This is a genomic window from Streptomyces javensis, from assembly GCF_039525925.1.
GTDB lineage: Bacteria > Actinomycetota > Actinomycetes > Streptomycetales > Streptomycetaceae > Streptomyces > Streptomyces asiaticus.
The window spans coordinates 1-23,936 of sequence record NZ_BAAAIF010000102.1; the positions used below are offsets into that span (position 1 = coordinate 1).

9 protein-coding genes and 1 pseudogene are annotated in these 23,936 nt (G+C 72.7%); 3 read left to right on the forward strand and 7 right to left on the reverse strand.

Going from position 1 to position 23,936, the window contains the following annotated elements; all coding sequences use genetic code 11:
• Together ABD329_RS44350 and ABD329_RS44355 are read left to right on the forward strand one after the other, a co-directional pair.
• A partial coding sequence (locus ABD329_RS44350) for an SDR family NAD(P)-dependent oxidoreductase (RefSeq protein ID WP_344317958.1) occupies positions 1–5,488 on the forward strand: 5,488 nt, incomplete at its 5' end.
• A gap of 16 nt (positions 5,489–5,504) precedes the next feature.
• Positions 5,505–10,523 (forward strand): type I polyketide synthase, encoded by a 5,019-nt coding sequence (locus tag ABD329_RS44355; RefSeq protein WP_344317959.1) that lies wholly within the window; start codon positions 5,505–5,507, stop codon positions 10,521–10,523.
• A gap of 487 nt (positions 10,524–11,010) precedes the next feature.
• On the opposite strand, the gene ABD329_RS44360 is transcribed toward ABD329_RS44355, so the two are convergent.
• Positions 11,011–11,877, reverse strand: a complete 867-nt coding sequence (locus ABD329_RS44360; protein WP_198278468.1) for an alpha/beta fold hydrolase — start codon at positions 11,875–11,877, stop codon at positions 11,011–11,013.
• A 173-nt stretch (positions 11,878–12,050) separates the two neighbouring features.
• On the opposite strand from ABD329_RS44360, the gene ABD329_RS44365 reads away from it, so the two are divergent.
• On the forward strand, positions 12,051–13,310 hold the full coding sequence (locus ABD329_RS44365; protein WP_198278469.1) for a cytochrome P450: 1,260 nt from the start codon (positions 12,051–12,053) through the stop codon (positions 13,308–13,310).
• An 80-nt stretch (positions 13,311–13,390) separates the two neighbouring features.
• Here the strand turns inward: ABD329_RS44365 and ABD329_RS44370 are convergent, their stop codons facing one another.
• From ABD329_RS44370 to ABD329_RS44395, 6 genes and pseudogenes are all read right to left on the reverse strand, one after another.
• Complete coding sequence (locus ABD329_RS44370; protein ID WP_051574009.1) at positions 13,391–13,801, reverse strand: acyl carrier protein; 411 nt, start codon at positions 13,799–13,801, stop codon at positions 13,391–13,393.
• Positions 13,802–14,089: 288 nt separating this feature from the next.
• Positions 14,090–17,710 (reverse strand): annotated as a pseudogene (locus ABD329_RS44375) (type I polyketide synthase); the annotation flags it as partial.
• The gene (locus tag ABD329_RS44380; RefSeq protein WP_198278471.1) at positions 17,707–19,137 is read right to left on the reverse strand and encodes an NAD(P)/FAD-dependent oxidoreductase; all 1,431 of its coding nucleotides are present in this window, start codon (positions 19,135–19,137) and stop codon (positions 17,707–17,709) included. The gene ABD329_RS44380 and the pseudogene ABD329_RS44375, both read right to left, overlap by 4 nt.
• 34 nt (positions 19,138–19,171) lie before the next feature.
• Positions 19,172–19,639: a nuclear transport factor 2 family protein gene (locus ABD329_RS44385; RefSeq protein WP_198278472.1), complete on the reverse strand. Its 468-nt coding sequence runs from the start codon at positions 19,637–19,639 to the stop codon at positions 19,172–19,174.
• A 35-nt stretch (positions 19,640–19,674) separates the two neighbouring features.
• Positions 19,675–20,112, reverse strand: a complete 438-nt coding sequence (locus tag ABD329_RS44390) for a nuclear transport factor 2 family protein (RefSeq protein ID WP_198278473.1) — start codon at positions 20,110–20,112, stop codon at positions 19,675–19,677.
• The coding region (locus tag ABD329_RS44395) for a type I polyketide synthase (RefSeq protein ID WP_344317961.1) at positions 20,109–23,936 on the reverse strand (3,828 nt) is incomplete at its 5' end. The genes ABD329_RS44390 and ABD329_RS44395, both read right to left, overlap by 4 nt.

Here is a 23,936-nt window from a genome sequence, read left to right on the forward strand (position 1 = left end):
GGTGCGGCTGCTGACCGAGGCGGTGGAGTGGCCGAACGGTGAGCGCCCGCGCCGGGCCGGTGTGTCCTCCTTCGGCGCCTCCGGCACCAACGCCCATGTGATCCTCGAACAGGCTCCTGTCGAGGGCCGGCCGGAGGCTGAGGCGGCCTCCTCCGACCCGGGCACGGTCTCATGGGTGCTGTCCGCGCGGAGCGCGGAGGCGCTGCGCGGCCAGGCCGCTGCCCTCGTTGAGCAGGTCGGTGGCGCGTCCGAACTCTCGCCCGTCGATGTGGGGTGGTCGTTGGTCACCACGCGATCGGTGTTCGAGCATCGAGCGGTGGTGGTGGGCGACGACCGCGCGCAGCTGTTGGCCGCCGTGGAGGCGTTGGCCGGGGACGCGTCGCATCCGGACGTCGTGCAGTCGGGCGCGGCGGCGCTGACGGGGGACGTCGGCCCGGTGCTGGTCTTCCCTGGTCAGGGTTCGCAGTGGGCCGGTATGGGCGCCGAACTGCTGGAAGCCTCGCCCGTGTTCGCGGCGCGGGTGGCGGAGTGTGAGCGGGCGCTGGGGCCGTTTGTGGACTGGTCGCTTTCGGATGTGTTGCGTGGTGCGGAGGGTGCGGCGGATCTGGGGCGGGTGGATGTGGTGCAGCCTGTCCTGTGGGCGGTGATGGTGTCGTTGGCGGCGGTGTGGGCCGGACATGGGGTGCGTCCTGCGGCGGTGGTGGGTCATAGCCAGGGTGAGATCGCGGCGGCTGTTGTCGCGGGTGCGCTGTCCCTGGAGGACGGTGCGAAGGTCGTGGCTTTGCGCAGCAAGGCGTTGCGGCGGTTGGCCGGGGGTGGGGCGATGGCTTCCCTCGGTGTGGGCCAGGAGCGGGCGGGCGAACTGCTTTCCGACCTGGGGGACCGGGCCGGGGGTGTAGGCGTGGCAGCCGTCAATGGCCCCTCCTCCACGGTGGTGTCTGGTCCGCCGGAGCAGGTGGCCGCTGTGGTGGCCGCGTGCCAGGAGGCGGGGGAGCGGGCGCGGCTGATCGAGGTGGACTATGCCTCGCACGGCCCTCAAGTGGACCAGATCCGCGAGGAGTTGAACGAGCTCCTGGCCGGTGTCCGCCCGCTTGACACGTCCGGTTCGGGCACCGCGTTCTACTCGACCGTGGCCGGTGGCCGGGTCCACGGCTCTGTCCTGGATACGGACTACTGGGTGCGGAATCTCCGTGAGCGGGTCCGGTTCACCGACGCCGTCCAGGCGCTCCTGGCGGACGGGCACCGGGTGTTCATCGAGGCCAGCACTCACCCCGTGCTCACCCTCGGTCTGCAAGAGACCTTCGAGGAAGCCGAGATCCCGGCCGTCACCGTGCCCACTCTGCGCCGCGATCACGGCGGCCGGGCCCAGCTCCTCCGCTCGCTCGCCCAGGCGTTCACCGCCGGGGTCGACGTCGACTGGACCACCCTGTACCCGAGCTCCCCGGCACCCCGCGTGGTCGCCCTGCCCACCTACGCGTTCCAGCGCGAGCGCTACTGGCTCGACGGTCACGGCGGGCGCGTCGGCGACCCGGCCGACCTGGGGCTGGTCTCCGCCGGACATCCGCTGCTGGGCGCGGCTGTGGAGCTCGCCGATGGCCGTGGCCATGTGCTGACGGGCCGGATTTCGGCGCGTACGCACACATGGCTGGGTGAGCATGTGGTGGCGGACGCGGTGTTGGTCCCCGGCGCGGCGCTGGCCGAGTGGGTGCTGCGGGCGGCCGATGAGGTCGGCTGTGGCGGTGTGGACGAACTGGCGCTGCGTGTGCCGCTTGTCCTGCCGCCGACGGGCGGGCTGCGGGTGCAGGTCGTCGTGGGCGAGGCCGCCGAGGACGGGCGACGTGACGCGCGGGTGTACTCCCGGCCCGCCGCCGGTGAAGGAGACTCCGGCGCGGGCTGGATCTGCCATGCGGAGGGTCTGCTGAGCCCGCCCCCGGACCGTTCCGACGAGGCGCCGGGGCTGGGCGGGGCGTGGCCCCCGGCCGGTGCGGAAACGCTCGGCGTCGACGGGTTCTACGACCGGATCGCGGCCTCGGGCTATGCCTACGGGCCGTCCTTCCAGGGACTGCGGGCCGTGTGGCGGGACGGGACGGACGTATGCGCGGAGGTGGTCCTGCCCGAGGCCGCCGGGGAGCAGACCGGATTCGGCATCCACCCGGCACTGCTGGACGCCGCGCTGCATCCCGCGCTGCTGATCGACCAGCTCGACACGCACGATGACCCCGAGACGACCGGCAACGAACCCACCGATGGCCGGGTCTGGCTGCCGTTCGCCTGGAACGGTGTGACGTTGTGGGCGGCCGGGGCGACCACGGTCCGGGTACGCCTCTCTCCCCACCAGGAGCCCGCCGAGGGCGAGCGCGCACTGCGGCTGACCGTGGCCGACGCCGTCGGCGCTCCGGTGTTGACGGTCGACTCCGTGGCGATGCGGCCCGCGGATGTCGATCAGCTGCGGGCGGCGGTGGCTCCGGGCGGCCACGCCACGGACAGTCTGTTCACCGTCGAGTGGACTCCCCTGCCGCTCCCGGCCGGGGCCGGAGAGGAGGCGGCCGAAGACGATCGCTGGGCGGTCCTGGGCGCCGGTGGCCACCCGGATCCGGCCGCGCTCCTCGCGGCACTCGATGACGACGAGCCCGTACCGCCCGTCGTTCTCGCCGATATGACCGGCATGGCCGATCTGACCGGGCCCTTCCGCGAGGGCGCCGACGCGGCGTCGGCCGAGGCCGCATCGGCCGAGGCCGCATCGGCCGAGGCGCTGTCGGCGACCGAAGGGGCGCTGGAGCTGGTACGGGGCTGGCTGGCCGAACCACGGCTGGCGGATGCCCGGTTGGTCGTGGTCACGCGAGGCGCGGTCGCGATCGACGGCCCCGAGAGCACCGCCCGGGTGGATCTGGCCGCGGCCGCCGTATGGGGCCTCGTACGCAGCGCACAGTCGGAGAACCCCGGACGCTTCGTCCTCCTCGACCGCGACGATGAGCCCGACCCCCGAGCCGATTCCCAGCCCGACCCCCAAGCCGACTCCCAGGCCGACCTCCGCACCGACGCCGTCCGCATCGCCGTCGCGCGCGCCGTGGAGATGGACGAGCCCCAACTGGCCCTGCGCACAGGCCGGGCCCTCGTGCCCCGCCTGGTCCAGGCGGGTACGGGAGGCGCGGGGCTGGTCGGCCCCGTGGCGCAGCCGGAGGCATGGCGGCTGGACACGGCGGGCACGGCGACGCTGGAGAACGTCGTACCGGTGCCCTGCCCCGAGGTGCTGGAGCCCCTGGGCGCGGGCCAGGTGCGGATCGCCGTACGCGCCGCCGGTGTCAACTTCCGTGATGTCGTGGTCAGTTTGGGCATGGTGCCCGGCCAGACCGGACTCGGCGGAGAGGGCGCCGGAGTCGTGGTGGACATCGGCCCCGAGGTGACCCATGTGTCCGTGGGCGATCACGTCATGGGCGTCCTCGACCAGTCGTTCGGACCGCTCGCGGTCACCGACGCGCGGTTGCTGGCGCCGATCCCGGACGGCTGGAGCTTCCGGCAGGCGGCGGCCGTACCGGTGGGCCATCTGACCGCCTGGTACGGACTGACGGACCTCGCCGGGCTGCGCCCCGGGGAGTCGGTGCTGATCCATGCCGCGACCGGTGGCGTGGGAACGGCCGCCGTACGGATGGCACGGCACCTCGGAGCGGAGGTCTACGCGACGGCGAGCCCGGCGAAACACTGGCTCCTTGAGGCGATGGGCATCGACCGGGCCCACCGGGCCTCGTCGCGCGATCTGGACTTCGAGGAGTCCTTCCGTGAGGCCACCGGTGGCCGGGGCGTGGACGTGGTGCTCAACAGCCTCGCAGGGCCCTTCGTCGATGCCTCGCTCCGACTCCTCCGCGAAGGCGGCCGGTTGCTGGAGATGGGCAAGACCGATATCCGCGACCCGGAACTGATCGCGGCCGAGCACCCCGGGGTGACCTATCGGGCCTATGACCTGATCACCCACGCCGGTCCGGACCGCATCGGCGAAATGCTGAGCGAACTGGGCGAGTTGTTCGCCTCCGGGGTGCTGGAGCCGCCTCCGGTACACGCATGGCCGCTCAGCCGGGCGCGTGAGGCGCTGCGGTATCTCAGCCAGGCCAGGCACACCGGCAAGCTGGTCCTGGACGTGCCCGCCCCGGTGGACCCGGACGGCACCGTGCTCATCACGGGCGGCACCGGCACCCTGGGCGCTCTGGTGGCCGAACACCTCGTCCGCACCTGGAACATCCGCCAGCTGCTGCTGGTGAGCCGCAGCGGCCCCGAGGCGCCCGGGGCGAAGGAGCTGGTGGCCCAGCTCGCCGACCTGGGCGCCGAGGCCCGGATCGAGGCGGTGGACGTCACCGACGGCGCCGCGGTGCACGCCCTCGTCGCGGGCATCGACCCGGCGCACCCCCTGACCGGTGTCGTCCACGCGGCGGGTGTACTGGACGACGCGGTGGTCACCTCGCAGACCCCGGAGCGGCTGGCGCGGGTGTGGGGGCCCAAGGCCACGGCCGCGGCCCATCTCCACGCCGCCACCGCGCGGCTGCGGCTCGGCATGTTCGTGATGTTCTCCTCGGCCGCGGGCGTGATGGGCAGCCCGGGCCAGGCCAACTACGCGGCGGCCAACGCCTATTGCGACGCCCTGGCCGTCCACCGCCAGGCCATGGGCCTCCCGGCCGTATCGGTGGCCTGGGGCCTGTGGGCCGATGCGAGCGGTATGACCGGGCATCTGGACGAGGCGGACCTGGCCAGGATGTCCCGCTCCGGCATCGCCGCCATGTCCGGTGCGCGGGCGCTGGCGCTGATGGACGCCGCATGCTGGCACGGCGCCCCGCAACCCGCGGCCGTACAGCTCGACCTCCGGACCCTGGCCGCCCAGCCCCCGGACACTCTGCCCGCCCTGCTGCGCACGCTGCTCGACAGCGGTACGACCACCCGTCGTACCGCCGCCACCGGGGCGCCCGCCGCCGGTCTGGTCGCCCAGCTCACGGCGGTACCCGCGGAGGAGCAGCACCGGATCCTGCTCACGCTCGTGCGCACGCAGGCCGCGGCGGTCCTGGGCCACACCGACGCCGGGGCAGTGTCCGGTGACACCCCGTTCAAGGACCTGGGCTTCGACTCGCTGACCGGTGTCGAACTGCGCAACCGGCTCGCCGCCGCCACCGGGCTGCGGCTGCCCGCCACCGTCGTCTTCAGGCATCCGACGCCCTCGGCCATCGCCGCCGAACTGCGCGAGCGACTGTGCCCCGCACCGGCGGAGACCTCGGCGTCCGCCTTCCACGAGCTGGAGCGGCTGGAGGCGGCGATGGCGGGGCTCGGCGCCCACCACGAGGCCCGCGGCCGGCTGGCGAAGCGCCTGGAGGCGCTGCTGTGGCGGCTCAACGACGACACACCGGCCGAGGCCACCGGCGAGCACCGCCCCTCCGCGGACGACGGCGCCCTCGACTCCGCGTCGGACGACGAGTTGTTCGAGTTCATCGACAGGGAACTGCCCTCTTGATCGTGAGTGAGGACTGATGTCGGGTACGGAAGAGAAGCTCCGCCAGTATCTGAAGCGGGTCACGGTGGATCTCGGGCAGGCCCGTCAGCGGCTGCGCGAGATGGAGGAGCGGTCCCAGGAACCGGTGGCCATCGTGAGCATGGCCTGCCGCTACCCGGGTGGTGTCGGCTGCCCCGAGGAGCTGTGGGAGCTGGTGGCCTCCGGTGGCGACGGCATCACCGCGTTCCCCACCGACCGCGGCTGGGATCTGGAGGCCCTCTACCACCCGGACCCCGACCACCCCGGCACCAGCTATGTCCGGCACGGCGGTTTCCTGCACGGCGCGGCCGGTACCGACCGCTTCGACGCGGAGTTCTTCGGGATCAGCCCGCGCGAGGCGCTGGCGATGGATCCGCAGCAGCGGCTGCTGCTCGAGGTGGCCTGGGAGCTGTTCGAGCGCGCCGGTGTCGACCCGGTGACGATGAAGGGCAGCCGGACCGGTGTCTACGCGGGCGTGTCCAGCCAGGACTATCTGTCCCGGATGCCCCAGGTTCCCGAGGGTTTCGAGGGCTATGCCACGACCGGCAGCCTGACCAGTGTGGTCTCCGGCCGGGTGGCGTACACCTTCGGTCTTGAGGGCCCGGCGGTCACGGTGGACACGGCGTGTTCGTCGTCGCTGGTGGCGATGCATCTGGCGGGCCAGGCGCTGCGCCAGGGCGAATGCGATCTGGCGCTCGCGGGCGGGGTCACCGCACTGACCACGCCGACCGCGTTCGCCGAGTTCTCGCGGCAGCGCGGGCTGGCCCCGGACGGCCGCTGCAAGTCCTTCGCGGCCGCCGCGGACGGCACGGGCTTCTCCGAGGGCGTCGGCCTGGTGCTGCTGGAACGGCTGTCGGACGCACGGCGGAACGGGCATCGGGTGCTGGCGGTGATCCGGGGTTCGGCCGTCAACCAGGACGGTGCCAGCAACGGCCTCACCGCGCCCAACGACGTATCGCAGGAACGGGTGATCCGGCAGGCGCTGGCCAGCGCGCGCCTCGCCCCCGACCAGGTCGACGCGGTGGAGGCCCATGGCACGGGCACCTCCCTCGGCGACCCGATCGAGGCACACGCGCTGCTGGCCACCTACGGCCGGGACCGGCCCGCTGAACGGCCCCTGTGGCTGGGGTCGCTCAAGTCGAACATCGGCCATGCCCAGGCGGCCGCCGGGGTGGCCGGTGTGATCAAGATGGTGATGGCGCTCCGCCACGAGACGCTGCCGGTCACCCTGCACATCGATGAGCCGACCTCGCATGTGGAGTGGGACGGCGGCGGGGTACGGCTGCTGACGGAACCGGTGGCATGGCCGAGGGGCGAGCGTCCCCGTAGGGCCGGGGTGTCCTCGTTCGGGATCAGCGGCACCAACGCCCATCTGATCCTGGAGCAGGCTCCCGAGCCGAGTGCCACTGCCGGGCAGGAGGAGGAGCCCGCCGCCACCCCCGAGGCGTCGGCGACGGCGGTGATGCCCTGGGTGCTGTCCGCCCGTAGTGCCCAGGCGCTGCGGGGGCAGGCGGCCGCGCTCGCCCGGCGGATGGCTGCCGACTCAGGGCCGTCCACCGCCGAGGTGAGCTGGTCGCTGGTCAGCACCCGCTCGGTGTTCGACCACCGGGCCGTGGCCGTGGGCGAGACCCGCGCCGAGCTGATGGCGGCCGTGGAGGCGCTGGCCACCGGCGGGACGCACCCGGGCCTGGTCGTCCACCCCGGTGGCGCCGCCGTGGCCGGGGACCTGGGCCCGGTCCTGGTGTTCCCCGGGCAGGGCTCGCAGTGGGCGGGCATGGGCGCCGAACTGCTCGACGCCTCACCCGTGTTCGCCGCCCGCGTGGCGGAGTGTGAGCGTGCCCTGGCGCCGTACGTCGACTGGTCCCTGACCGATGTGTTGCGCGGCGCCGGCGGGGCGGGTCACCTGGGCCGGGTCGACGTCGTACAACCCGTCCTGTGGGCCGTGATGGTGTCACTCGCCGCGGTGTGGGCGGGCCACGGTGTACGTCCTGCGGCGGTGATCGGGCACAGCCAGGGCGAGATCGCGGCGGCCGTGGTGGCCGGGGCCCTGTCGCTTGAGGACGGCGCCAAGGTCGTGGCGCTGCGCAGCAAGGCGTTGCGGCGGCTGGCCGGTGGCGGGGCGATGGCCTCCCTGGGAGTGAGCCGCGAGCGGGCCGAGAAGCTGCTGGCCGGGTTGGGCGACCGGACGGCGGCCGTGGGTGTGGCGGCCGTCAACGGCCCCTCGTCCACGGTGATTTCCGGGCCGCCCGAACAGGTCGCGCACGCCGTGGCGGCGTGCCGGGGAGCGGGCGACCGGGCGCGCCCGATCGAGGTGGACTACGCCTCGCACGGTCCCCAGGTGGACGAGATCGCCGACGAGCTGATGGCGGCCCTGGCCGGGGTCCGGCCGGTCGCGTCCACGGTGGCGTTCTACTCCACGGTCACCGCCGGCCGGATCGACACCACCGTGCTGGACACCGGCTACTGGGTGACCAACCTCCGTGAACCGGTGCGGTTCGCCGACACCGTCCGGGTGCTGCTGGCCGATGGCCACCGTGTGTTCATCGAGAGCAGCACCCACCCCGTACTCACCGTCGGCATGCAGGAGAGCTTCGAGGAAGCCGGGGCCGACGCGGTCACCGTGCCCACGCTCCGGCGCGACCACGGCGGCCCGGCGCGGCTGGTCGAGTCCCTCGCGCTGGCCTTCACGGCGGGCGCGGCGGTCGACTGGACCACCCTCCACCCCACCGGCCCGGCCGCCCCGCGCACCGTCGAACTGCCCACCTACGCCTTCCAGCGGAAGCGGTACTGGCTGGCCGACTCGGTGTCCTTCGACACCCGGCCCGCGGCGGACGAGGAGGAGTCCCGGTTCTGGGCCGCCGTGGAGGGCGAGGACCTGAGCGCGCTCTCCGAGACGCTGAGCCTCCCGGACGACGCCGGCCACCGGACCTCGCTGGGCACCGTGCTCCCCGCGCTCTCGACATGGCGCCGCGCCCGGCGTGAGCGCTCCGCCGTGGACTCCTGGCGCTACCGCGTCGAATGGCGGCCCGGCACCGACGGGTGGCGGCCCGGCACCGATGCCGTTCCCGCTGCCCCGGGCTGCTGGCTCGTGGTCCACCCGAAGGGCGCCCCCGACGCCTGGACAGAGGCCTGCGTACGGGCGCTGGGCGCGGAAGGCGGCCAGGTGCGGCGGCTGGCGGTGGCCGCGGACATCGACCGCGAGGGCCTCGCCGAGCTGCTGCGCTCCCGGTGCGCCGAGGAGCCGCCCCCGACGGGCGTCCTGTCGCTGCTGGCCCTGGACGACGAGGCGCCGCCGCTCCCCGGCGTGGCCCCCGGCCTGACCGGCACCCTCACCCTGCTCCAGGCGCTGGTGGACGCCGCCGTCACCGCGCCCCTGTGGTGTGCCACCCGTGGCGCGGTCGCCATCGACGACTCCGAGTCCCCCGACGCTCCCCACCAGGCCCAGCTGTGGGGGCTCGGCAGGGTGGCCGCCCTCGAACACCCAAACCGGTGGGGCGGGTTGGTGGATCTGCCCGCGAGCCCGGACGCCCTCGACGCGGAGCGGCTGCGCACCCTGCTCACCGGTCTCTGGGACGAGGACGAGGTGGCGCTGCGCCCGGCCGGTGCGTACGTACGTCGGCTGGTCCCCGACCCGATCGGCGGCCGGGCCGCGCGGCGCACCTGGAAGCCCAAGGGCACCGTGCTCATCACCGGAACCGCCGATGGACCCGCCGCCCATGTCGCCCGCCACCTGGCCGCCGACGCGGCGGAACACATCGTGATGCTGTGTCCGGGAGGTGGCGATGCCCCGGGCGCCGTGGAGCTGAAGGCCGAACTGGACGCGCTCGGCACCGGACTCACCGTGGCCGACCACGCGCCCGCCGATCGGGAAGCCACCGCGCGCCTCGTCGAGCGCGTGGCGGAGGAGTACGGACGGATCGGGACCATCGTCCACACCTCGGCCTCCGGTGAGCTGGCCCCGCTGATGGAGCTCACCCCGCGGCGGCTGACCGGGGAGATCCGTGCCCACCTGGACGACACCGGGCGCTACCTGGACGAACTGTGCGGCATGGGCCCCGAGGACACCGTGGTCTACTTCTCCACCGTCGCCGCGTCCTGGGGCAGCAAGGACCACGGCTCCTACGCGGCCGCCACCGCCTGCCTCGACGCGCTGGCCCGGCGCGACCGGGCCGACGGCCGGACCACCGTCTCGATCGCGTGGGGGCTGTGGGATCTGCCGTACGGCGGCGAGGCGGCGGACGCGACGACGCCCCCGCACACCGAGCGCTCCCGGCGGCAGGGCCTGTCCCCGCTGGATCCCGGACCGGCGCTGACCGCACTGCGCCAGGCGCTCGACCACGACGATCCGGGCGTCACCATCGCCGATGTGGTGTGGGAGCGCTTCGCGCCGCTGTTCGCCCTCGCCCGCCCCAGCAGGCTCTTCGACGATGTCCCGGCCGCCCGCCAGGCCATCGAGACCGCGCGGGGACCCGCCGAGGACACCGGGGCCGACGAGGCGTCGGCGCTGCGGCGGGAGCTGGCCGCCCTGCCCGAGGACGAGCGGGTCGAGCGGCTGCTGGCGCTGGTACGGGCCCATGTGGCGGCCGTACTGCGCTATCCGGCGCCGGAGGCGGTCGAGCCGGACCGCCCGTTCAAGGAGCTCGGGTTCGACTCCATCGCGGCCGTGGAGCTCAGGAACCGGCTGCGTGCCGCCACGGGCCTGAGCCTGCCGACCACGGTGGTGTTCGACTATCCGACCCCTCGCACACTCGCGGGCCATCTGCTGACCGAGGTGGACCCCGGGGAGGCGGGCGCGGCACACCCGGCGTCCGGACACCTCGACGAGCTCGAGGCCGCACTGGCCGGGCTGCCGACCGGCGATCCGCGCCGCGCCGGTCTGGTGAACCGGTTGCAGGCCCTGGTGTGGAAGTACACCGCCGCCGCGCAGGAGGCCGATGAGCCCGCGGGCGAGCAGGATCTGACAGCGGCCACCGCCGATGAGGTGTTCGCCCTCATCGACCGCGAACTCGGGGTCTGACCCCCGGTGGTCGCGGGCCGGGCCCGCGACCACCGATGCGTCAACCGCTGCGACGGCCAACGCCCCTGCGGTCGCCGCGCGTTGGCGCCGGCCGCCGGAGAGCTTGCGGGGGAGCGCGGCCGCCTCGCGCTCGCCGAGGCCGACCTGGGCGAGCAGCTCCCTGGTGCGGGCGGCCCGGTCCGCCCGGCCCGCCAGGCCGTGCAGGCGCAGCACCCCGTCGATGGTCGCGCCGATGCTGATGCGCGCGTCCAGCGAGAGGTACGGGTCCTGGAAGACGATCTGGACCGCCTCGGCCCGGGCGAGGCGGGCCACCCTGCCCCGTACGGTCGCGGCAGCGGGCATTCCCGAACATCACCCGTCTGAGCACCGAACTCGCCGAGGTGGCGGACGAGCAGATCTTCGAGGCCACGGTCGGGGCGCTGATCTCGGCGATCGAGAAGCGGGCCGAGACTAGGGTCCTTCTGACGGATCTCCGTGGCGTCGCCGGTCAGCGGGCGTTGCCCACCGGCTGGAGGCCGCGGGCCAGGTCGAGCAGGTCGGCGGCCACCCGCCGGGGGTGCTGGGCGTGCAGATCGTGCTCGGAGTCGAGGTACTCGCGCATCGTCGCATGGCGCAGATCGGCCGTGGTCTCCCTGATGCGGGAGCGAATGCGGTCCGCCCACTTCGCGTCCGCGCCCTTGGGGATGGCGGGCATCAGCAGAGTGGGCACGCCGATCGCCGCGTACCACGGCCTCGGCGGCTCGTTCCAGATGCTGTGCAGGATCGACATGTGCTGCTCGGTGGACATGCGCCGGGACAGCGACCCGTCCGCGTTCACCCGCATGGTGTCCACCGCGGCCTCGATCGCCGCCGGTGACCAGTCCGGGTGGATGGCGCGGAAGTAGTCGCTCACGCTCTGCACGGTGGCGCCCTCCAGGGCCGCCGGCCGCAGCGCCCCGACGAACGCGTCCCAGGAGGGGAACGCCCTGGCCGGCTCCAGCCAGCCGCCGTCCACCAGGGCCAGCGCGGCGACCAGCCCGGGGTGCTCGGCGGTCAGCCGCACCGAGATATTGCCGCCCCAGGAGTGACCGGCCACCACCACCCGGTCCAGCCCGAGGGCGGCGGACGCGGCCACCAGGTCCGCGACCGCGGTCGGAATGTCGTATCCGGTCTCCGGGGTGTCGGAGTCCCCGTGGCCACGCAGATCCACCGCGTACACCGCATGGCCCGCGGCGGCCAGATGGTCGGCGACCTCGTCCCACAGCCGGGCGCTCGACGCCATGCCATGGACCAGGAGAAAGGGAAGCGACGCCGTTCCCGGCCGGTGCCGGAAATGCAGTTTCACATCGTCGGTTACGGGCACGGAAAGATCCATGGCGGAATTCTAGCCGGACCGCCCAATCCGATTCGACCGCCTGGGGATGTGACGTACGCGCGAATTAGCGGCGCTTTAGCGGGAGACGGGATGCTGGATGGCCGGGCGATTCATACTCTCATGCCGACCCACCTCCCTTGCCGACCGTAGACTCCGAGCCGAAGCGAGGCGCCGTGTATCCCCCGGAATCCAGGTTCGCCCATATCGACAACATCGACCTCACCGACTTGTCCTTCTGGGCGCAGCCCTACGGCGACCGCGACGCCGCCTTCGCGGCGCTGCGCGGACGGCCGGAGCCCGTTCTCTTCCGCGAGCCGGTCATGCCCGGGTACGGGCAGGGGTCCGGCTATTACGCGATGGTCCGGCACGCCGATATCGCCGAGGTGAGCCGGCGCCCCCAGGACTTCGGCTCCGTGCCCACCGCGATCAGCATCATCGATCTGCCGGAGGAGTTCAACAACTTCTTCGGATCGATGATCAATATGGACAATCCCCAGCACGCCCGGATGCGCAGACTGGTGTCCCGCGCGTTCGGCCGCGGAATGGCCGCCGAGTTCGAGGCGGCCTCCCACAAGGCGGCCCGGAAGATTGTCGACGACCTCATCGCGGAAGGGCCCGGCGACTTCGTCCGGAAGGTCGCGGCGATCATGCCGATCGCGGTGCTCAGCGGCATGATGGGGATTCCCGACGACGACTACGAGTTCATTTACGACCGGTCCAATATCATCGTCGGCACCTTCGATCCCGAATATGTTCCCCGGGCCGATCAGGCCACCGCCGCCCTGCTGAAGACCTCCCATGAACTCGCCGACTACATCGCACGGCTCGCCGCCGACCGCACCCGCAACCCCACGGGCGATCTGATCACCCGGCTGGTGCAGGCGCAGATCGACGGTGAGCGGCTCAGCCCCGAAGAGCTCTCCTCGTTCTTCATCCTGCTCGTCGTCGCCGGGATGGAGACGACCCGCAACGCCATCTCGCGCGGTCTGGTGCTGCTCAGCGACCACCCGGAGCAGCGGAAGCTGCTGCTCTCCGACTTCGAGACCTACGCGCCGGGTGCGGTCGAGGAGATTCTGCGGGTCGCGACCCCCATCAACTGGATGCGGCGCACCGTCCGGCGCGACTGCGAGGTGAACGGCCACCGCTTCAAGGAGGGCGACAAGCTGCTGCTCTTCTACTGGTCGGCCAACCGGGACGAGGACGTCTTCCCCGACCCCTACGAGTTCGACATCACCCGGGACCCCAATCCCCATATGACCTTCGGATCGGTCGGACCGCACTTCTGCCTGGGTGCCCATCTCGCCCGGATGGAGGTCACGGTGCTCTTCCGCGAGCTGTTCAGCCGGCTGCCGGAGATCCGCACGGTGGGGACGCCCCGGCGGCTGGTGGCCAGCTTCGTCGAGGCCATCAAGCATGTGGAGTGCGCCTTCTGACGCACCTGCCCCACATCACCAGAACGCCGCGCGGGAGGGGTTGATCCCCCTCCCGCGCGGCGTTGTGCCCCGCCGCCGGACTAGGCCGTGGCGCCGTCACCGGAGTTGACCGCGGCGTACGCCTCGGCGAGGTAGTGGCCGAGCTGGGTGGGGGTGGGGTACTCCAGGATGGCGACGAGGGGGATCTCCACGTCGGTGAGCGTCATCAGATTGCGGGTGAGCTCGAGAGCGGTCAGCGAAGTGAGCCCGTTCTCCAGGAAGTTGCTGTCGTCGTCCACCACGGTGGGTGCCAGGATGTCGGCCAGCTGCGTCCGTACGGTCTCCCGCATGATGTCCTCGCGCTCCTCGGCCGTGGCGATGGCGAGCGCCTGGTGCAGCGCCGTCCCGTCGAGTGCGGTTTCGCTCTTCTCCGTCTGCATCGCGGATCCGTCTCCTTGAGCTTCGGTGGCGTCGCCGGGGGTGTGGTTGTTGACTTTGGTGTGTGCGTTCATGGGTACTCCCGCCTGGTTGGGGCCGGTCGGCGTCGGTCACCGACCGCGGTGCGTATGCGGCGTGTTCGAAGGGCCGGAGACGTCATCGAAGAGCCGATGCGTTCCCAGCTCGGAGGCGTGTGCGGTCATCCAGGCCCAGTCGATGTCCGCGATGACCACGGACGCCGTGTCCGTCATGACCGCCTGCCGCAGCAGGGCGGCGGCCGAGCGCTGGGGGAGTGCCGGCAACCCATTGGTGCGCAGCTGCTTGGCGGCGCCCACGGCCGTGTCGGGGTCGTCGATCGAGCCCCAGCACACCGACGTCGCCGGAACGCCCCGCGCCCGGCACTCCTGGGCGAGCGCCCCCAGATAGGTGTGCGCCGGTGCCTGGTTGCCAAGGCCCGGGCTGGGCAGGACGCCCACGACCGAGCACCCGAGCACCAGCGCCGACAGCTCATGGTCGGTGCCGAGGGCGCAGAGGTTCACCGCGCCGGCCACCGTGGCGGTCCACTCACGCTCGATGCGCGCCACCTCCAACTGCCCCGCCTCGGCGGCCAGGGGCGCCGTGAGATGCAGGACGGCCGTCAGCGGGAACTCCGCGGGAATGCCCGCGACGGCCGTGGCCAGCGCTTCCGGGTCCGCCACATCGAGGGTGGCCACGGACGTCCGTACGCCCGAGGCGGCGAGCTCGGCCACCAGGTCGGCGGCCGGTGGCGCGGTGTCGTCGATGAGCAGCAGGTGCTCGGCGCCGTCCTCGGCCGCCCAGCGGGCGGTGTGGGCGCCCAGGGCGGTGGCGGCGCCCGTGATGAGGACCGTTCCCCGGAGCCGTCGGGCGGGGGTGGTGAGGGCCGTGGGGACATCGCGCACCAGGCGCCGGGCGAAGCAGCTGTCGCCTCGTACGGCCACCTCCACCTCGCCGTACGCACCGGCCAGCACGCCCACGAGCCGCCGCCCCGCGCGGTCGTCGAACCTGTGGGGCAGGTCGACCAGCCCGCCCCACCGGTGCGGACGCTCCATCGCCAGTGCGCCGCCCAGGCCCCAGAACCCGGCCTGCTCCGGATGGGACATCGGATCGCCCACGTCGACGCTGACGCCACCGCGGGTGGCCAACCACACCGGGGCCTCGACCCCGGCCCGCCGCAGCGTCTCGAACAACTCCACGGTCGGGGCGAGCGCCGGGCTGCGCCCGTCGTCCGCCGGCCGAGCGTCATCCAGCGCCAGCAGGGAGAGCACCCCCGTGACCGGCCGACCGGCGAGCGAAGGCGTGGTGTTCGGGGTGAACACGACGGTCTCCGCGCCATGGTCGCGCAGTGCGGTGGTCACGGCGGCGACCGTGGCGTCGTCCTCGCCGTCGCCGGACGTCATGACCAGCCAGGTGCCGGTCAGCCGTGGTGTCGGCGGGTCGGGGAGGGGCTTCCAGGCGATGCGGTAGCGACACTCCCGCTGCCGCCGCCAGCCGGCCAGGGCGGGCAGGAGCTCCGCGAGCACCTCCCGCCGCTCGGCGGGCACCTCGAGCGCCCGGGTCAGGGCCGCCGTGTCCGTACGTTCCACGGCATCCCAGAACTCGGCCTCCGCCCAGGTCTCCACCGTGGGCACGGCATCCGCCGGAGCCTCGTTCTCCAGCCAGAAGCGCTGTCGCTGAAAGGCGTACGTGGGCAGTGCGACGGTGCGGGGAGCCGGATCGCCGTCGAACAGGGCGTCCCAGTCCACGGTGGCGCCCATGGTGTGCACACGGGCCAGGCAGCGCATCAGCTCCCGCGCCTCGGCCCCCTCGCCACGGAAGGGTGACAGCACCAGCGCCGCCGGGGCGGAGGGCAGCATCGCCCCGGGCCCCAGCTCCCACACCGCACCGGCCTCGTCGAGCGAGGGCATGGGCGGCCGCTCGTACTCCACCGCGCCCGGATCGGCCTCGGTGGCCACCAGTCGGCAGGCGTGGGCGAGATCGAGAGCACCGGTGATGTGCGCCGCCGCGATCTCACCGACCCCGCGGCCCACCACCGCGTCGGGCCGCACCCCCACCGAGGCCAGCAGCCGGGCCAGCGCGACATAGAGGGCGAACAGTCCGGTCCGGGAGGACGCGTCGCGGTCCCCCTTCGTCCCGAGCACCTCACCGACCTCGTCCCAGGCCGCGGCGAAGGCCGGGAACCGGTCGTACAGCTCGGCGCCCGTCCCCGGCGGATGACCGCCCTCGCCACCGAAGGCGAACACCGTCCCGCTCGGCGAGGCCGCCGCGCCGGTACGGGCCACATCGGGGCCCACCACCGAGGGATGCGGCTCACCGGCCGCCAGCGCGGCCAGCCCCGCTCGCAGCTCGTCCGGCCCCCGGCCGACCACGACCGCACGGTGGTCGAACACCGACCGCGTGGTCACCAGTGACCAACCGACGTCTGTGGGGGACAGCCCGGGAGCGGCCGCCGTATGCGCGGCCAGCGCACGGGCCTGGCCGCGCAGCGCCGCCGCGCCCCGCGCGGACAGCACCCATGGCACCACCCCGCGGTCGCGCTCGCCACCGTCGTCGGCGGAGTGCGCGGGCCCCGGAGCCGACTCGGTGAACTCCTCGAGAATCACATGGGCGTTGGTGCCGCTGGCGCTGAACGAGGACACACCGGCCCGCCTCGGCCGGTCCACCCGTGGCCAGTCCATCCGCTCGGTCAGCAGCCGCACCGCGCCCTTGCGCCAGTGCACCAGCCGGGTCGGTCGGTCGATGTGGAGCGAACGCGGCAGTACGCCCCGGCGCATCGCCATCACCATCTTGATCACACCGGCCATTCCGGCTGCGGCCTGCGTATGACCGATGTTCGACTTGATGGATCCCAGCAGCAGCGGCCGGTCGTCCGGACGCTCCTGCCCATACGTGGCGAGCAGCGCCTGGAGCTCGATGGAGTCGCCGAACGCGGTACCCGTGCCATGCGCCTCCACCGCGTCCACGTCCCCCGTGGACAGCCGGGCGTTCGCCAGCGCGTCGCGGATCAGCTGCTGCTGGGCGGGGCCGTTGGGCGCGGCCATGCCCGTACTGGCACCGTCCTGGTTGATCGCCGAGCCGCGGATCACCGCCAGCACCGGACGGCCGTTGCGCCGTGCGTCCGACAGCCGCTCCAGCAGCAGCAGACCGGCGCCCTCCCCGTACACCATGCCGTCGGCGGCGTCCGCGAACGACCGGCACCGGACGTCGGGCGACAACTGGCGCTGGCTGGAGGCCACTTGGAACACGCTCGCGGTGTACATGATGGCGGCGCCACCGGCCAGCGCCAGCGTGCACTCGCGCCGCCGCAGCGCCCCGGCGGCCAGATGCATCGCCACCAGTGACGAGGAACACGCGGTGTCCAGGCTGACCGCGGCGCCCTGGAGACCGAGGGTGAACGCCACCCGGCCCGAGGACACACTGCCCGCGTTGCCGTTGCCCACATGGCCCAGCAGACCCTCGGGGATCTCGTCCAGACGCGAGGCGTAGTCGTGGTACATCACCCCCGTGTAGACGCCGGTCCGGCTGCCCCGCAGGGTGTGCGGATCGATGCCCGCGCTCTCCGTCGCCTCCCACGCCAGCTCCAGCAGCATCCGCTGCTGCGGTTCGATGGCCGCCGCCTCCCGGGCGCCGATGTCGAAGAACTCCGCGTCGAAGTCGGCCGCGTCATAGATGAAACCGCCGGCCCGGACGTACGAGGTGCCGTGGTGCTCCGGATCGGGGTGGTAGAGGTTCTCCAGGTCCCAGCCCCGGTCGGTGGGAAAGCTGGAGACGGCGTCCCGCCCGTCGGCCACCAGGTCCCACAGCTGGGCCGGGTCGCGCACCCCGCCGGGGAAGCGACAGGCCATGCCCACGATGGCGATCGGCTCCTCGAGGCCCTCCTGGACCTCCCGCAGCCGCTGCCGCGTCTCATGGAGTTCGGCGGTGGTCCACTTGAGATAGTCGACGAGCTTTTCCTCGTTGCTCATGAGCCGCCCGCACCCACTGCGCTGCGCGGGCTCAGATCCACCAGCGCGAGCTCATCGGCGGTCAGCGGCGGCTCCGTGAGCTCCGGGAGGACCCGGTCCTTCTGCATCAGCGAAAGGAAGTCGCTGGACGCCAGCTCGGACTGCGGGGCGGTGAGGCTGATGACGTCGGTCACCACATCACAGACCGCCGAGGAGCGGATCGACCGGTCGGCGATCAGGTCGGAGAAGCGCTGCCGCGCCACGGCCCCGCCGGTCAGCCGTGGATCCGTCGTGTTCATCCGGCAGTTGACGTACTCCACGTCCTTGGAAGCGGCCATGATCCACGGGTCGTCCACGGTGGCGCTGATCGCCCGCTGGACCCGGTGGGTGGTTCCCCCGGCGATCCCGGACCGCTGGAGCTCGGTGTCTAGGGCGGCGGCCGCGCGAGCCGCCGAGCTCATGCCATGGCCGTAGATCGGGTTGAACGCGGCCAGCGCGTCCCCGAGCACCAGCAGCCCCTCCGGCCAGATGTCAAGACGCTCCGGATACAGCCGCCGGTTGGCGCCGACCCGCGAGACCGCCACCGAGGTCAGGGGCTTCGCGAGCGCGATGAGATCGGCCACCAGCGGATGGCGCAGCGTCCGCGCGTAGGGCAGGAACTCGTCGTCGTGGGTGGGCAGTCCGGCGCCCCGGGTGCACGACAGGGTCACCATCCAGGTGCCGTCCTCCTGCGGATACACCACCCCGAACCGGCCCGGCTCGCGCAGCCGGTGGTCCGCGGCCACGTTGACGGCGGGGAATCCGGCCGCGGCGCCCGGCGGACCCTGGTACACGCGGGTGGCGTACGCGATGCCCGCGTCGACGATGTCCTCCTCCAACGGCGGCACTTCAAGCGCCGACAGCCAGTGCCGGAGCCGGGAACCGCGCCCGGAGGCGTCGACCACCAGATCGGCCTCCAGGGTCTCGCCCGCCCCGGTGTCCATGTCGCGCATCCGGACCCCGGTGACCCGTTTGGCGTCGCCGACCAGATCGAGGATCTCGACGCGCTGGCGCACGGTGATCCGCCCGGCGGCGAGCACCCGGTCGCGGACCTTCCAGTCCAGGAACGGACGGGTGCACATCAGGGCGTACTGGCGCGGCGGAAAGCGGTGCTGCCAGCCGTGGGACGTCAAGGTCACCAGGTCCTGATGGAACCCGATCCGGCGGGCACCCGCGTCGAGCAGTTGGTCGATCATGCCCGGCAGCAGCGTGTCCACGATGCGCGCACCGCTGGACCACAGCACATGGACATGGCGTCCCTGCGGCGATCCCTTGCGGTGCCGGGGGCCGTCCGGCAGCACATCGCGCTCCACGACGGTGACGCGCTCCACATGGTGGGCCAGCACATGGGCAGCCAGCATTCCCGCCCAGCCTCCGCCCAGAACGATTCCGTGTGTGGGTTCGGTCATGGTTTTCGCTCTCGTCCCTTCACCGCTTACGGCTTTACATCGGACTGGGGCTGCCCTTGGCCTGGACCATCTTGGCGAGGTTCTGGGTGACCGCCATGAAATGCGCGACACCGGTGAGTTCGGGGCCGTCGCCCACTTTGGTATCCGTGATGCCCCAGAACGCCTGGGCGTGCTGGACCAGACCGTCATCACCGAGTTCGATCACGCCGATGATGTTGAAGGTGAGTTTGGTCGGCGCGTACACCGTGACCGTGGTCGGCACCGCCACCCTGCGGCCGTCCATGGAAGTGACCGGACGGCCCGGCGCCTCGTGCACCTGGCATTCGATGGACCAGGCGATGTGTTCGCGAAGCGCGTCCTTTCCGATGAGCGGGGGCGCGCCGACCGGGTCCTCGAAGACGATGTCGTCCGAGAAGAGCTCCAATACGGCCTCGACATCACCCTCGTTCATGCGCCGGGCGTATTCCAGAGCCATCCTCTTGAGGGTCGCCTCATCGGCCATGAACGCCTCCTGTGCGGTGCCGGAATGGTGGGGGATCAGTCGGCGACACCAATGTCCGACCTCCCCCAGAACATCTGCATTTCCTGAATGAGGCCACCGGCCCCCGCGCGCATCATCAGGACGTAGTCCCAGGTGATCCGGGAGTTCTCCGGGGCGTCCGGGGCCGTCAGCCAGCCGCGCTCGGCGAAGCCGGGACCTTTGGGCAGATAGTCCATGGTGGCCGTCACCGGCACCAGGACATGCACCCCGTCCTGCCCCGCGACCGGCTCACCGGGAATCTCGGTGATACCCGCCGCGGCCAGCTCCTCGAAATGCGCACGGAGGGCGTCCCGCCCGGCCCTGCGCCCCGATCCGACCGGATCCTCGAATGTGACCTCGTCCGCGTAGAGTTCGAGCAGCCCGCCGATATCCGCGGCGTTCATCCGGCGGCTGTGCTCGAGAATGAGCTTCTTCCGGCTTCGCTCATCAATCACCGTGTGCCCCCATGTGCATGCTCTCCGTCGCTTTCGCTTCGGCCCAGGTCCTGGTCGATGAACTGGAAGATCTCGTCGGCCGTGGCGTCCTGAATACGGCCGGCCGCTTGGCCTTCCTCCGTCCCGCCGCCGTGCAGGGCGCCCAGTTTCGACAGCGTGGACTGGAGGCGCTTCAACAGCGCCTCATGCGCCGTCTCGTCCTGGGCCACGGAAAGCAGCGCGCTTTCCAGCCTGTCGATCTCGCCCAGCATCGGGGGGAGCGGATCCACATCCTCGGGCGCCAATTCCCCGTGCAGATGGACGGCGAGCGCGGCCGGATTGGGATGGTCGAAGATGAGGGTGGTGGCCAGCCGCAGCCCGGTCACGGCCGTCAGCCTGTTGCGCAGCTCGATCGCGGTGAGCGAGTCGAAGCCGAGCTCCAGGAAGCCGCGCTCGGTCTGGATCCGTCCCGGGTCGGAGTGGCCCAGCGCCGCCGCGGCATGGGTGAGGACCAGATTGAGCAGCGTACGGCGCTGCTCAGGCACCGGCAGCGCGGCCAGATGACCGGCCCAGTCGGTGTGCGGCCGGGCGGTGGCCGCGGTGCGCCGGGCCGTACCGCCTCCGGTGAGCGCCCGCAGGGGAGCGGGCAGGGTGAGCGCCGGTTGAGCCGCCAGGGCTCGTACGTCCAGGTCGATGGCGATCAGATGGTGGTGGCCGTGGCGTACGGCGGCGTCCAGCAGCCCCAGCGCCCGCTCGCTGGACATCGCCCCGATGCCCGACCGGCCCATCCTGGCCCGGTCCGTTTCCCCCAGATGCCCGGTCATCCCGCTGGCGTCCGCCCACAGGCCCCACGCCACCGAGAGCCCCGGCAGGCCGAGGGCGCGGCGCCGGGCGGCCAGGGCGTCGCAATAGGCGTTCGCCGCAGCGTAGTTGGACTGTCCGGAGGCGCCCAGCGTGCCCGCCGTGGAGGAGAACATCACGAACAGGGACAGCGGCAGCTCCGCGGTCGCGGCGTGCAGATGGGCCGCGGCCGTGGCCTTCGGGCGCCACACCCGCGCCAGCCGCTCCGGGGTCTGGGTGGTGAGGACGGCGTCGTCCAATACCCCGGCCGCGTGGACCACACCGGTCAGCGGATGCGCGGGATCGACCCCGGCCACCAGCTCGGCCACCGCCTCCGGGTCGGTGACATCGGCCGCGGCGATGTGTACCCGAGCCCCCAACTCGGTCAGCCGATCGGTGAGTTCATCGCCCCCGGCGGCCTCGGGGCCGCTCCGGCTCACCAGCAGCAGATGCCTGACGCCCCATGTGCGCACCAGGTGTTCGGCGACCAGAGCGCCCAGGGTGCCGGTGCCACCCGTGATCAGTACGGTGCCGTCGGCATCGAGTCCGGCGGTGTCCTCCTGGCCCTGGCCGTCGATGGCGGGGCCGGTCGCGGCCGTCGCGCGGACCATCCGGGGCACCAACACCCGTCCGTCCCGCACCGCCACTTGGGGCTCATGCGCTTCGATCGCGCGCACCACCGCTTCCACGAGGCCCTCGCGGTCCTCGCGGCTCTCAGCGAGGTCGAGCAGCACAAACCGGCCCGGGTTCTCCGACTGGGCGCTGCGGATCAGCCCCCACGCCCCGGCACCGGACGGGTCCAGCGCGTTGTCGTGGATGTCGTCGGCGCCATCGGTGTCTTCGCCCGCTGCCACCGCGCCACGGGTGACGACCACCAGCCGCGTGTCGGCCAGCGCCGGGCGTCGCAGCCAGGACTGCACCAGCCCCAACAGCTCCTCGGCCGCCTCCAGCCCGTCCCCGTGGCCGCCCTCGGCGGCGTACGGATGGGCCAGGACGACGGCAGGAGCGGGCTCGCCCGCGTCGACGGCCGCGATCAGCGCCTCCAGGTCCGGATGGCACGCCACGGCATCGCTCGTGCCGGCCTCGACCGGCTCGGCCAGCCCCAGCCGGTCCTCGCCCAGCACCACCCAGCCGCCGTCACCGACCACCGAAGTGGGGGAGGGTGCGGTGGCCGGAGCGGGCAGTGGCATCCACTCCAGGGTGAACAGCCCGTCCACGGCACGGGTGGCCGCGCACAGCCGGTCCGTCGCGGCCGGACGGGTCACCAGTGAGTCGACCGTCAGCACCGGCGCGCCCACCGTGTCCGCCACCGTCAGCCGCAGCGACTGCCGCTCCTCGTCCCGCGACAGCCGGACCCGTACCGTGGCCGCCTCGGTGGCCCACAGGGACACGCCGTTCCAGGCGAACGGCAGCCACACCTGTCCGTCGTCCTCCTGCCCCTCGGGCCGGTCCATGAGCAGCGACGTATGCAGCGCCGCGTCCAGCAGCACCGGATGGATACCGAATCCGTCCCGGCCTCCGGCGGCGTCGGGCAGTGTCACCTCGGCGAGGACATCCCCGCCCTGGCGCCATGCGGCCGTCAGCCCCTGGTACGCCGGGCCGTATCCGTACCCCGCCGCCATCACCTGCTCGTAGAAGGTGCCGACGTCCAGCGGCTCCGCGCCCGGGGGCGGCCATGCCCCGCCCAGGCCCTCCACCGGTGCGGGGGCGTCGGCGGCGGGCGCGAGCACGCCCACGGCATGACACACCCACTCCGTGTCCGGGCCGGAATCCAGGGCCAGGGCGTGCCCGACGCCGCTGGGGCCGTCGGGACGGTCGGGCCTGTCGGGACGGTCGGGCCTGTCGGGACGGTCGGGCCTGTCGGGACGGTAGGGGCGGTCGGGGCGGTCGGGGCGGTCGGGGCGTGAGTACATCCGCACCTCACGCCGCCCGTCCTCCGCCGCGCCACCCACCACCACCTGCACCCGCAGCCCACCGGACTCGGGCAGCGCCAGCGGGACCTGGAGCGCCAGCTCCTCCACCCCGCCGCAGCCCACCTCGTCGGCCGCCCGCAGTGCCCACTCCACCAGCATCGCGCCCGGCGCCAGTACCGCACCCGCCACCACATGCTCGGCGAGCCATGGATGGGACCGCGTGGAGATCCGGCCGGTGAGCACGTGAGTGGTGCCGTCGGCGAGTTCGACGGCGGCGGCGAGCAGGGGATGCCCGGCGGCCGTCAACCCCAGATCGGCCGGATCGCCACCCGGCCCGCCCTCGCCGTCCAGCCAGTACCGCCGCCGCTGGAAGGCGTAGGTGGGCAGGTCGATGGTGCGGGGTGCGGGGTCGGTGGGGAACCAGCGGGTCCAGTCGACGTCGACCCCGGCGGCGAACGCCTGCGCCACCGACCGCGCCAGCTGGGCGGGGCCACCGTGGTCGCGCCGCAGGGTCGGGATGGTGACCGCGTCGACCCCCGCCTCCTCGATGCTCTCCTGCATGCCGATGGTGAGGACGGGGTGGGTGCTGGCTTCGATGAAGACGCGGTGGCCGTCGTCGAGGAGGGCTCGTACGGCGTCGGCGAAGCGGACTCGTTGGCGTAGGTTCTTGATCCAGTAGGCGGTGTCGAGCTCGCTGGTGTCCATGCGGGTGCCGGTGACGGTCGAGTAGAACGCCACCTGGCCCGGCATCGGCTTCACCCCGGCCAGGAGTTCGTTCAACTCCTCCGCGATTTCGTCGACCTGGGGGCTGTGAGAGGCGTAGTCGACGTCGATGAGGCGGGCGCGGTGGCCTGCTTGTTCGCATGCGCTGACGGCGTGGGCGACCTGGTCCGGGGGCCCGGAGATGACGATGGAGCCGGGTCCGTTGACGGCGGCCACGCCCACCCCCTCGGCACCTTCACCGAGTTCGGTGAGGAACTTCTCTGCCTGGTGTTGGCTGAGGGTGAGGGAGGCCATGGCGCCGTGGCCGGTGAGGTGGCGGAGGGCGTGGGCGCGGAGGGCGACGATGCGGGCGCCTTCGTCGAGGGAGAG